We start from the raw sequence: 11918 nt of genomic DNA, 5'->3' as shown, positions 1-11918 counted from the left end.
TCGTATTTGGAGGACTTTGTCTTCAGTCTGAACCAGCTGATTAAGTTCAGTTGGTTCTTTTTGTTTTCATAAAATTTTTAAGCTAATTGACATTTAAGACGAGTTTACCAACGACGTGGCCGGCCGCACTCTGACGGTGTAATTTTTTCACATTGTCGACTGTGAATGGCAACGTTGCCGTTACCCAAACTGTCAGTTTACCGGCACCAAACATGGCTGCCAGTTCGCGGATAATTTTTTGATCCGGATGGGCGTTTATCTTATCGAACGTCACGTTGAATTTATCACTTAATTGGGCGGCTTGCGCGGTGGTTTCAACGATTGAAATCACGCGGCCGCCGGGCTTGACGACCTGGAAAGCGGCCCGCTGGTTATCGCCGCCGAGGGTATCAAAAACTAAATCCACGTTTTTGACTTCGGAGGAGAAGGCGGTCTTCTTGTAATCAATGACCTCATCGGCCCCTAGATCCTTCACGAAGTCAACGTTTGCCGTTGACGTCGTGCTGATGACGTGGGCGCCGGCGTTCTTCGCCAGTTGAACAGCCATCATCCCGACACCACCCGAACCAGCCAGAATTAAGACGGTTTGGCCAGCTTTTAATTTGCCGGTGTCAAACAGGGCTTCCCAGGCAGTTGTGCCGGCAAGCCCAAGCCCGGCCGCCTCTTCAAATGAAATGGCGCTGGGCTTTTTGGCCACCTGGTCGGCCTTGATTTTGAAGTATTGCGCGTAGGTCCCGTGATTACTTGGGGTCCCATAACCAATTACTTCGTCGTCAACGTTAAATTCAGTGACCTTGGCACCGACTTTAACAACCGTTCCTGCCATTTCCTGGCCTAAGATAATGGGAAATTCAAAGGGGTAACGCTCCTGGCGCAATCCCTGGCGAGTCTTCCAATCAATTGGATTGACCGCAATACTCTCAACTTTTACAAGCAGTTCGTCCTCCGCAATGGTTGGGATCGGCATTTCCTGCTTGGATAGTTGGTCCTCGTCGCCGTATTGGTTAATCACGACGGCAGTCATCATGTTCGCTTTTACCATGTAATCACCTCGCACACATTATAACGGAAAAGCGGGAATCCTGTAAAAAAGAATTATAATTGTACACAATTTAATTGACAAAAATAGTCATTGGCGTATGATTAATAGCAACGGGGGTGTCAAAAATGAAATTAACAATTACTGACCAGGCATTTGCAAAGTTACGTGAAGCGGTTCCCGCTGACAGTCGATTGCTTCTTAGTTTTGATGATGGCGTTGGGCCATTTTCAAAGGTCGGCGTCTGCTCCTTAGATACCAGCTATGACATCATTGCGGTAGCTAAGGACGCGCGGACACCCGACTATGAACAGACCCTGGCAACCAATCATAGCGATTGGCAGCTCAAGGGGTATTCAGCGGTTTATCTCGATAATAATATGAAACTTGATTTTAAGAACCACCAGCTGGTGCTTTCCGGTGAAAGCGGCATTCTGGATAGCAGCGTTGACATTAAAGATTTGGCGAAGCAAGAAGCATGATGGTTTGTTAATTTAATTCAGTCCCGGGTCCTTTCATAGAGGCCCGGGATTTTTTGTCAGCGCGCCGTCCGCCCGTTAAGCTTAGTTTAAGTTTGCCTTGCTAAACTAATCTGATAATTAGAGGTGTGATAACGGCCATTGAAAACGGGGGAAAGTAAACGTGCAGGATACAACAAAAAAACAATGGCTAAAATTTTTCATCAACGAGTTGGTGAGTTTTACCGCGCTGTTTGCGATTCTTGGGGGAATTATTTACCTGTCATTTCGAGAATCAATCTATAAGAACATTAACACCGGCTTGTATGGGCAGCGGACCGAGATTCTTCGCAGTCAGAAGCGGGCAAAGGTTGGCGGCGACAATATTCATCAGTATCAGTCGCGCTCAACGCCGCCGCCCACCAATAATGCCACCTTTCGGACCAACGCCCTGGTTTTTAATAGCCGCGGTCAGATTGAAAATTCAGGGATGATTGGTCAGGGCGCCTTCGCGGCATTTCAAGGAATTAAACTTGTGAAACGAAATCTTAATCAGGTTAAAGGATTAGAGATTACCACGTCGATTGGATCGCGGGAATCCAACCACTACTTCATGACCCTGCTGATTAAGGTTCCCAAGACCAGCGCCAATCCAAGCTATGCCGGAAAGTACGTGCTGATTCTCCAGAATATTGATGCGGATCTGCTGGCCGTTCAAAGTTTCAAAAAGTCATTGGCCACGACCCTGCTGATATTCTGGGCGCTGGCAATCGCAATTGCCTACATGCTCTCGCGAATGAGCATGCGGCCGATATTGGTTTCTTGGCGCAAACAGAAAGAATTTAGTGCCAACGCCGCCCATGAGCTGCGAACGCCGATTACCGTCATTCAAAATCAGATGGAGTACCTGCTCACCAAACCGAAGCGGCAAATTATGGACGAAGCGGTCAGCATTTCAACCGCGCTCGATGAGGTGAACCACATGCAGACCCTCATTAAGCGGCTGCTGATGTTGTCACGGGGAGACGCCAACATCGTCCAGATTCAGCCTAAGAATGTTGATCTAAAAAGCTGGACGCATAAAATTACGAATATCTATCAGCCGCTTGCTGAAAGTCGCCATAAGCATTTGGAAATCGATACGCTGGATACTGGGACAGCATCCTTTGATCCGGACTTGATGTATCAGGCAGTGGTCATCTTACTGGATAACGCCCTGAAGTACACCCCGGAAGATGGGCTGATTAAATTGGCGACCAAGCGGGCTTATAATAAGCTGATTGTCTCAGTAAGCGACAGCGGTCCGGGAATCCCGGACGCGGATAAAAAACAAATATTTGAGCGGTTTTACCGGGTTGATCAGTCCCGGAACGCAAAGACTGGCGGCAATGGATTAGGATTAGCAATCGCCAAGTTCATTGTTCAGCAGCATCACGGTAAAATCGACGTTCGGGATAATTTGCCTCACGGAACAACCTTTGTCATTAGTGTGCCAATCGGCCAGGGACGACGCGCGGCGACAAAAAAATAACGCCATGCTTTGGCGCTCCCAAAAAACAATCGAAGCTCAGGTTCACGAAGAAAACTGATGGCAGTCAGCTTCTCATTAAACCTGGGCTTCGATTGTTTTTTAAACTTAAGTAAGTATCAAAGACCCTTGAGCCTGTCTTCGATTTGTTTGTAGGGCATTACCCACAACATCATGACGATGAACGTGCCGAAGATGCCAAACGCGTGCCAGGCAAACGAAACCAGAAAGACGATGATAAAGGCCCCCAACGTTAGAATACTTTTTGGTTCGCGTTTCAGTGAATCGACCATCACCCGATTGCTTGGATCGGCCCGCAGCAGCGCGATTCGCAGAAAATTCCAGGCGAGGTTCACACAGATGAATAGTAGCGTATAAAGTTGGGACCCAAACAGATTTTGCGGATCCTCATCAACAATCTGGGTGGCAAACGGAATAAACGACAGAAAGAATACCAGAAACGTGTTGGCCCAAATGACACTACCGTTAATCCGTTTAACAACCTGAAACATGTGGTGATGGTTCCCCCAAACAATCGCCAACAGGAAAAATGAAATGGCGTACGACAACAACTCCCGCCGCATTTCCCATATGCCGTTCCAAGAGTATTCACTCGGCGTTTTTAATTCCAATACCAGAACGGTCATAATAATGGGAATAATGGCATCGGTAAACGCCTCTAATCGGCCCTTTTTCATGATTGAACACTTCCCCTCTACTCGAATAGATTTCACTACCAGCATACAATAATTTCTCTTAAAATTGATTTTTATGCGCTTAAAAGTTAAAATAGAATAATAATTCTAATGAATTGCTAATTTACTTGGAGGAACGTGCTTATGTCATTGGGTTCACGAATTTTTCAACGGGAGAAATTGGATCGGTACTTAGAGACTGACAAGAAATTCATCAAAACCATGTCAGCGGTCGATTTAATTTCGCTTGGAATTGGCGCGGTTATTGGAACTGGGATTTTCATTCTCCCAGGGACGGTTGCCGCCACCAAGGCTGGCCCGGGGATCATTCTATCATTTATTGTTGCTGCCATTGTTTGTTCGACTTCGGCGATGTGTTACGCCGAGTTTGCTTCGGCGCTTCCAGTTGCCGGGAGTGCTTATTCATACGGAAACCTGGTTTTCGGTGAAGTGATCGGTTGGGTCCTTGGTTGGGCGCTCATCTTGGAATACGTCCTCGCGGTTGCCGCGGTTTCGAGTGCCTGGGGTGCGTATTTCCAGTCATTTCTTAAGGGATTCCACATTAATTTTCCGACCGCGATTTCCGGGCCGTTCAACCCGGCGGGCGGTACTTACGGCAATGTGATTGCCATTATTATTGTGCTGCTGATTTCTTGGATGCTCAGTTATGGGATGCGGTCGTCAACCCGGGTGAATAATACGATCGTGTTTGTTAAAATTGGCATTATTCTGTTATTTATCGTTGTGGGCTTGTTTTATGTTAAGCCTAGTAACTGGCACCCATTCTTACCTTACGGCTGGATTGGCGGTCATGGCGGCGTCTTTGGCGGGGCCGCGGCCGTGTTCTTTGCCTACTTGGGCTTTGACGCGGTTTCCAGCTCAGCTGCCGAAGTTAAGGATCCCAAGAAGAACATGCCGATTGGGATTATTGGGACGTTGATTGTTGCCACGGTCCTGTACGTGGGCGTTTCAATCGTTCTAACAGGAATGGTTTCCTACACGAAATTAGACGTGGCCGATCCGGTTGCGTTTGCCCTTCAATTTGTGCAATTAAACTGGGTTGCCGGGATCATTTCGATCGGGGCTCTGGCAGGAATGTTCACCATGATGGTGACCATGATTTATAGTTCGTCACGACTCATTTATTCAATCGGTCGGGACGGCTTGCTGCCGCAATTCTTGGGTAAACTTGATAAACGGGGAAACCCGCGCAATAGTTTGACGATTGTGACGGTCATCATCGCGATCATGGGTGGTTTTGTCCCGCTGGATCAGTTAACCAACCTGGTTAACATCGGAACGTTGATTGCCTTTCTGTTTGTATCCTACGGGATTATTCCGCTACGGCATAACAAGGAAATTCAAAACAACCATGGCTACCAAGTGCCGTTTTATCCGGTACTGCCAATCGTTTCTGTGCTGCTGTGCTTATTCATGCTGTCACAGCTGCAGGCAGAAACCTGGATTGCGTCCGGTATCTGGTTTGCAATCGGGCTGGTCATCTACTTTAGCTATGGCATGTGGCATAGTAAAATTAATAAGGATCGCACCGAAGCTTAAGGATTATGATGCTTAAAAAGAGGCTCCAGTGATTACGAAGGTTGCCATTACGTGGTAACTCCTAATCGTTGGGGCCTCTTTGTGGGTTAGTGGCGATCATCATCGAACAATTTGTAGCCACAGACGGCTTCCAAACCCATGAAGATGATCCAGCCCAGTTTTGAAATCAGGCTTGGTTTGTTAAAAAGATAGACGTCGATGAAAAACATGATTACGGCAAGGCCGAACATGATCAGGAGGTAACGGTAACGCATGAGAGATTCCTTTCTGTGACATCATAATTAGTGGTAGAACGTGATCCGGTGCTGGCTCACCGACCATAACAGCGTGATCAGAATTAAGGTTAAGCTAATCGCAAGTGATGCGATGATAAACAGGCTGGTGTACGACCAGGTTTCAATGATAATGCCGCCAAATAGCGGTCCCAGGGCGCGGCCAGCCGATGACCAGGCATTGATCAGCCCCTGGTAGCGGCCCTTTGTTTCAATTGGCGTGAGTGAATTCACTAGCGCCGGGATGGTTGGAAAGGTGGTGGCCTCGCCGATTGTGAGGACGATCATTGCGCCAACAAAGAGCGGGTAGGTTTTGGCGAAAATTAGAATGATAAACGAACTTGTGATCATTGCAATTCCAAATAAAATTTGGCCGATCAGGTTCTCATGGTGGCGGGCAATCCAGTTGATAATCAGTTGAATCAGTACGATTAATCCAGCGTTGATTGTCCACAGAAACGAGTAGTTTTTAAGCGGAATGCCCAAGCTGGTCATATACACGGAGAGGTTGGAAACCCACTGCTGATACATCGTCCATATAATTAGCAATGAAACGAAGAATGTGGTCAGGATAATTGTGTTGACCTTTGGCAAAGCGGGGTGATTCTGGGTGACTCGACCGCCGCTGCCAGATTGACGCCGAACGTTGGCCGCCGGCTTGTACGTCATAATCACGACTAATTCGAATAGCCCAAATAATCCGGTGGCGATGACGAATAATAGGGTGATACTGATGCTGTAGACAAAACCGACGATTGACGTGCCAATCACAACGCCGAGATTTTGAGCGAAGTACAGCATGTTGAAGACGTACCTGGCGTCCAGGGATTTGATACTAGTGCCAATTGAATTAACAATGGTGAGGTTCCAACCCGAAGCCAGTCCGTTAACAAACAAGAGGATGCCAAATATTGGCCACCCGTGATAAAAAATCAACGTGAACAGGGTTGCGGTGGCGACTGAGACGCCAATGATGATCAGATGATAGGGATTGCGCTTGTCATAGAGCGTGCCACCGATGTAACTGCCCAGAATGCTGGCCAGTGAATTGAAGAGCAGGACAACCCCAACAGTCGTTAATGAGATTCCCAGGCGATCATGAAGATAGACGCTGGTTAATGGCCAGATAAAGCTCATTCCGATACTGCTGAGTAAGGCGCCAGTAAGCAGCCATTTTAGATTGATTTGTTTGTCGATCGTTCTCATCTCTTCATGAACAGGTTTCATTCCAGTTTAGCATAGTTGCCAAAAATTCAGCAAGGCGATAACTGGGTGGTAGGTGCCGTTAGACAGGTGAGATGTCTAAATAAAGGTCGCAATGACGGGGCGATGCCAAAATGGGCAAACGTCGTCATTGCGACCTTTTCGGTGAGGATGAAAAGTGTGAAGCTGATAAGGATTTAACCGGCTTATTTATTAACAGGTGAACTGCTGACGGCGGCTTTCTTTGAGATTGAACGATCCTGAAGATAGAAGACCAGCGCAATTCCCAATAACAAGACGGTGAACACTGGGAACGGCGCACCAAGGGCCGATGAGCCGGATAATGTTTGGGCCAGATTCATGCCGAAGGGGGATAGGAAGCCGCCAAGATTGCAGCCAATCAGGATTAAGGAGGTGGCAAAGGCCATGCTCTTCTTGGAAACGTAAAGGTTCAGCGAATTATAGATAAACGGAAAGACCAAGCTTCCGGGAATTCCGCTAATGACATAGCCAACTAGCAGCATGGTAAAATTATCACCGGAAAAGCCAACTAATAGGTTTGCCAAGATTAAGAGGCCAATGCCGATGTAGAGGCATCCGCGCCCCGTCCATTTATTTAGAAGGCCGAAAAAGCTCCCAGTAATAATCCCGATAATTGGCATTGCCGCTAAAATATTGGACGCGTTAAAATTGGGCCCCTTAATGGCAACCGCCATGGATGAAAAACGGACACTGAGCCCGGTCATCATCATGACCAGTAACAGCGCGAAGCCGGCCAGCACCCAAATCATGGCTGGAATGTGGATCTGTTCGGCAGCTTCTCCTGATTTATGATCGGTACCATCGGTCATCGAAACGTCTGGGACAAAGATCCAAAAGACGGCTAAAATTGGAAATGCGATCAAGTAAATGGCGAAGGACATATGCCAATTGGCGGCTAGTAATAACCCCGCGAGAATGGTGAGGACGGCATTCCCAACGTTTTCAGCGGCTCCCCGGAATCCTTGCATGGTTGCCTTTGTTTCCACTTCATCATCAAATAACATGTTAATGATCGAAACCGCCAGTGAATTGATCAGGCCAAACCCTGCTCCCAGCAAGAAGCGGCTCGCTAAAATGATCGGATAATTTTTCAGAATTAACGGCGCGCCACCAGCAACGCCGACGAGCAACAGACCGATTGAGATGGTTCGCTTAATACCAATTTTTTCCGCGAAAAACGCCGAAAGAAGAACGAAGACCACCACCGATAGCGCGGGGGCCGTTGATAATAATTCCATTTCGGTATTACTGATTTTTAACCCGGATTGAATTAACGGCAGCGCGCCATTGATTGAACCTGCGCTTGTCAATACAAGTGATACGGATAGAACGGCAACTTTACTCAAAAAGCGATTCTTATTTCTCATGATGCACCTCTCCCTGATAGTTATGAAACGATGTTAGAAACCGGTTTCTTATTTTGTTTACCGTTTACTTATAACGCTTACATGACCAGTTCGTCAAGGGGTGTTTGTAAAAAAATGTGGGATTAGGGTTAGCTAATACCGTATGAAGAGATGGTTCAAATAAAATTAACGGCCAAATTATTAAGCGCGATACCGAATGACTTGACTTTTCACTAAAAGCGCTTACAATTAAGTGTATAGATATGTTTACTGTTTACTTTAATTAACCCATATCGGAGGAACGTCCTATGAATCTGCAAATCAAAGTGTCAACCGTTGATAACACAACTATTTTTCATTTATCGAACGCAAAAGTGAGTTATATTTTAGGCGTTGAAGATCACCACGTTCTCACCCACTATTATTTCGGCAAGGCCGTCAAAAGCTATTCTGGTCTGTTGAAGTATCCCCGCCTGGACCGGTCATTCTCGCCAAATTTCAGCGACGCAACCGACCGCAACTATTCGCTTAATACGATTCCCCAAGAATTTCCCAGTTTCGGCGCCGGCGACTTTAGAGAACCCGCCGTTGTCGTTGAGCAGCCAAATGGCTCAACCATCACCAACTTTGAATACGCGGGCTATCAGATTACCGATGGCAAGGAGGTCTTACCTGGACTGCCAAGCACCCATGCGGATTCTTCCGACGCCAAGGTTCTGACGATTACCCTGGTTGATCACGTTGCCAAACTAACCGCTAAGTTGCATTACACGATCTTTGCGGACGCTGCCACCATCGTCCGCAGTACCCAGCTTCAAAATGATGGTACCGACAATGTTTTCGTCAAACGACTTGCAAGTATGAGCATTGATATCCCCAAAAATCGTTACCAGTTGCTCCAGCTTCCGGGCCGTTACGCCGAAGAACGCCAGATCCGGATTGAAGCCATTAATCCGGGAACGAAGGTGTTGGATTCCAAGCGAAGTTCCTCGGGGCACATGCAAAGCCCATTTTTCGGCCTGGTTTCGCCTAACGTCACTGAAAATGCCGGAACGGCTTACGGATTCAATCTCATCTATAGCGGCAGCCACAAGAGCACCATCCAAAAGGACCCGTTTGAACAGCTGCGCATTCAAATGGGGATTAACGATTTTAACTTTTCGTGGAAGCTGGCACCAAACGATCAGTTCCAGTCCCCGGAAGTGATGATGGCATTCAGTGATCAGGGGCTCAACGATCTTTCACATTCATTCCATCATATGATTCTGGACCACGTGATGACCTCGAAGTATGCCAAAAAGCCGCGGCCAATTCTCATCAATAATTGGGAAGCAACCTACATGGACTTTGATGAGGCAAAGTTAGAGAAAATCGTGAAAAAAGCGGCTGATCTGGATATCGAATTATTTGTGCTGGATGACGGCTGGTTCGGCCACAGAAATGACGATACAACCTCCCTTGGTGACTGGTATGTCAACAAAAAGAAATTACCGCGGGGACTCACGGCAATTTCTGACTTAACCCATCAATTAGGGATGAAATTCGGCTTATGGTTTGAGCCTGAAATGGTATCGAAAGATTCTGATCTTTACCGCGCCCATCCGGATTGGGCGATTCACACCCCCAATCGGCCGCTATCCGTTGCCCGGGATCAATACGTGCTTGACTTTGGCCGGCAAGAAGTTCGGGACAACGTCTTTAAACAAATGTGTGCCGTCCTCGATAGCACCACGATTGACTATGTTAAATGGGATATGAACCGGAACATCACCGAACTTTACAATATTGATCTCCCGGCAGATCAGCAGGGGGAGGCCGCTCATCGCTATATTCTCGGCGTTTATGATTTCATGGCCAAGATAACGACGCGCTATCCCAATATCTTATTTGAAGGCTGTTCTGGTGGCGGCGGCCGGTTTGACGCCGGCATGCTTTACTATATGCCGCAGTACTGGACGTCAGACAACACCGATGCGGTTGAGCGGGTCAAAATTCAGTATGGGACTAGTTTAGTTTATCCGCCAGTGTCGATGGGGGCCCATGTATCAAAAGTGCCTAATCCCAACACTGGCCGCGATGTTGACATTCATTTCAGGTCGCTGGTGGCAAACTCCGCCGATACTGGATATGAATTGGATCCGCTGACGCTTTCGGATGATGAAGTTAAAACGGTCATTCAAGAAAATAACTGGTATAAAAAGAACCGCGAGTTGATCCAGTTCGGCCAATTCTATCGGTTAATCAGCCCATTTAATACCAATCAGGGATCGTGGATGTTCGTTAATGCCGACCAATCCCGGGCGGTGGTTATGTTCTTTAATATGATGAGTGAGCCGTCTTATCCACTGACAGTGTTGAAGCTCCAAGGATTGGATCCCGACGCGAAATACGCCATTAACGGTCACCAGCAGGCAATGGGGGATGAATTGATGACCATCGGCTTTTACCCACTGGTTAAGCCAGAACATGACTTTACAAGCTTGAAGTTTGAACTGACAAAGATTTAAAGCCAACGTTATTTCACAATGGCCGATTTAAATAGATGAGGAGGGGGTGAGACAAAAGTACTGATTGTCTCACCCCCTCCTGTGTGATAAGCATGATTTTCTGGGCTTAATTTTTAGTTGTTTCACGGTGGATCAGCGACCCTGCCAAACGCACTTGCCGGATATCCGTATATTCAGAAGTTAATTCGCGAACTAAGATTCGAACCGCTTCGGTCCCGATTTCTTTGGTGGGAATTCGAAACGTACTGAGCCTTGGCACTAAGTATCGTGAATAGTCGAGGTCATCGAAGCCGACGATTTGGACTTGCTCCGGCACCGCGATTCCCAGGTCGTGAAGACTGCGGATGGCGCCAAGGGCAATTGGGTCCGAAGCCGCAATAATGGCCCGAATGTCGGGATTTTCCTTCAGCAATGATGTGGCGGCCTCATATCCAAATTCAGGGGTCCACTGGCCCATTTTTGAATGAAATGCGAGGTTTTCCTGGGCATCACTTAAGGCGTGTAAAGTATCCAGACGTACTTCTTGGGTTGGGTGGGTGACTTTACCGTCAACGCCAACGCTGGATAGTTGGCCGCCGATGAAGCCCAAGTTTCTAATTCCCTGGTTCAAGAAGTACTGAAACGCCATTTTAGCCATGCTTGATAAATCGGGGTCAACCCGGTTGGCAACGAGGGTGTTGACCTGATTATCAATTAGGACTAAATGTTCATTTTGATCCCGAAAAGCTTGGACGACCTTGTTCTCAATCGCGCCGACAAAGATGAGACCGGCGTACTTGGGAATGTCGTTCATGGTGGGATGATCCTGCAGCCGATAAATGGTCTTGATCTTGAAATGCGTTTCTGCAGCGGCTTCGGAGATGCCCTGCAAAATTAAGCGAAAGTAGGCATCGGTGACCTCTTCAGCCTCAGTTAGGGTTGTGATCACGCAAAGGGAGTTAATCCACTTTTTACCCTGGCGCTTAGTCGGTTGGTAATTATATTGCTTAATTAAGGCCAGAACCCGTTTTCGAGTCTCGTCAGAAACTGAAAGCGTTGGGTCCTCATTCAATACTCGGGAAACAACCCCGGGCGAAACGTTGGCAATTCGAGCTAATTGGCGAATGCTAATCATATTTACGACTTCCTTTGGGGCGCAAAAGTTCATGAAGGTTTTCAATTAAGTTTAGCATAAATGTGAAAAATTCAGCAAGGCAATAACTGTTTAGTAAGCGCTACCAAATCGCGGGGCTGTTTGATGGACTTCCATTTCTAAATAACATATGATG

10 protein-coding genes are annotated in these 11918 nt (G+C 47.2%); 4 read left to right on the top strand and 6 right to left on the bottom strand.

What is annotated here, in order from left to right:
• Positions 1–82 precede the first annotated feature (82 nt).
• On the bottom strand, positions 83–1042 hold the full coding sequence (locus FD47_RS08160) for an NADP-dependent oxidoreductase (RefSeq protein WP_156319458.1): 960 nt from the start codon (positions 1040–1042) through the stop codon (positions 83–85).
• A gap of 125 nt (positions 1043–1167) precedes the next feature.
• Here FD47_RS08160 and FD47_RS08155 point away from each other — a divergent pair, with 125 nt between their 5' ends.
• Together FD47_RS08155 and FD47_RS08150 are read left to right on the top strand one after the other, a co-directional pair.
• Entirely contained in the window at positions 1168–1521 is a 354-nt protein-coding gene (locus FD47_RS08155) for an iron-sulfur cluster biosynthesis family protein (protein ID WP_054734799.1), read from the top strand.
• Positions 1522–1681: 160 nt separating this feature from the next.
• Positions 1682–3028 carry a sensor histidine kinase gene (locus FD47_RS08150; protein WP_056980472.1) on the top strand — a complete coding sequence of 449 codons (1347 nt, stop codon included), beginning with the start codon at positions 1682–1684 and terminating at the stop codon, positions 3026–3028.
• Positions 3029–3144: 116 nt separating this feature from the next.
• On the opposite strand, the gene FD47_RS08145 is transcribed toward FD47_RS08150, so the two are convergent.
• A complete protein-coding gene (locus FD47_RS08145) occupies positions 3145–3723 on the bottom strand; it encodes a TMEM175 family protein (protein ID WP_054734797.1) in 579 nt (192 codons plus the stop codon).
• 141 nt (positions 3724–3864) lie between these two features.
• Between FD47_RS08145 and FD47_RS08140 the strand changes: the two genes are divergently transcribed.
• Positions 3865–5280 (top strand): APC family permease, encoded by a 1416-nt coding sequence (locus tag FD47_RS08140; RefSeq protein WP_056980469.1) that lies wholly within the window; start codon positions 3865–3867, stop codon positions 5278–5280.
• Between the two features lie 86 nt (positions 5281–5366).
• Here FD47_RS08140 and FD47_RS15355 read toward each other — a convergent pair whose 3' ends face one another.
• The 3 genes from FD47_RS15355 to FD47_RS08130 all read right to left on the bottom strand — a co-directional run bounded on the left by FD47_RS15355 (position 5367) and on the right by FD47_RS08130 (position 8164).
• Complete coding sequence (locus tag FD47_RS15355) at positions 5367–5534, bottom strand: hypothetical protein (protein ID WP_008212665.1); 168 nt, start codon at positions 5532–5534, stop codon at positions 5367–5369.
• Between the two features lie 27 nt (positions 5535–5561).
• Positions 5562–6749: an MDR family MFS transporter gene (locus FD47_RS08135; protein WP_191982193.1), complete on the bottom strand. Its 1188-nt coding sequence runs from the start codon at positions 6747–6749 to the stop codon at positions 5562–5564.
• Between the two features lie 212 nt (positions 6750–6961).
• Positions 6962–8164, bottom strand: a complete 1203-nt coding sequence (locus tag FD47_RS08130) for an MFS transporter (protein ID WP_056980466.1) — start codon at positions 8162–8164, stop codon at positions 6962–6964.
• A 287-nt stretch (positions 8165–8451) separates the two neighbouring features.
• Between FD47_RS08130 and FD47_RS08125 the strand changes: the two genes are divergently transcribed.
• Positions 8452–10650: an alpha-galactosidase gene (locus tag FD47_RS08125; protein ID WP_054734793.1), complete on the top strand. Its 2199-nt coding sequence runs from the start codon at positions 8452–8454 to the stop codon at positions 10648–10650.
• A gap of 106 nt (positions 10651–10756) precedes the next feature.
• Here FD47_RS08125 and FD47_RS08120 read toward each other — a convergent pair whose 3' ends face one another.
• The gene (locus tag FD47_RS08120) at positions 10757–11764 is read right to left on the bottom strand and encodes a LacI family DNA-binding transcriptional regulator (RefSeq protein ID WP_225352861.1); all 1008 of its coding nucleotides are present in this window, start codon (positions 11762–11764) and stop codon (positions 10757–10759) included.
• Between the last annotated feature and the right edge of the window lie 154 nt (positions 11765–11918).

It is taken from the genome of Lentilactobacillus parafarraginis DSM 18390 = JCM 14109 (assembly GCF_001435895.1).
Taxonomy (GTDB): domain Bacteria; phylum Bacillota; class Bacilli; order Lactobacillales; family Lactobacillaceae; genus Lentilactobacillus; species Lentilactobacillus parafarraginis.
Note: the sequence above shows the minus strand (reverse complement) of the source record. Positions and strands in the feature narration are given on the sequence as shown.

Excerpts from the sequence above, each read along its gene's own strand:
- FD47_RS08145 (WP_054734797.1), bottom strand. The coding sequence starts at position 3,723 with ATGAAAAAGGGCCGATTAGAGGCGTTTACCGATGCCATTATTCCCATT.
- FD47_RS08160 (WP_156319458.1), bottom strand. The coding sequence starts at position 1,042 with ATGGTAAAAGCGAACATGATGACTGCCGTCGTGATTAACCAATACGGC.
- FD47_RS08130 (WP_056980466.1), bottom strand. The coding sequence starts at position 8,164 with ATGAGAAATAAGAATCGCTTTTTGAGTAAAGTTGCCGTTCTATCCGTA.
- FD47_RS15355 (WP_008212665.1), bottom strand. The coding sequence starts at position 5,534 with ATGCGTTACCGTTACCTCCTGATCATGTTCGGCCTTGCCGTAATCATG.
- FD47_RS08120 (WP_225352861.1), bottom strand. The coding sequence starts at position 11,764 with ATGATTAGCATTCGCCAATTAGCTCGAATTGCCAACGTTTCGCCCGGG.
- FD47_RS08125 (WP_054734793.1), top strand. The coding sequence starts at position 8,452 with ATGAATCTGCAAATCAAAGTGTCAACCGTTGATAACACAACTATTTTT.
- FD47_RS08140 (WP_056980469.1), top strand. The coding sequence starts at position 3,865 with ATGTCATTGGGTTCACGAATTTTTCAACGGGAGAAATTGGATCGGTAC.
- FD47_RS08155 (WP_054734799.1), top strand. The coding sequence starts at position 1,168 with ATGAAATTAACAATTACTGACCAGGCATTTGCAAAGTTACGTGAAGCG.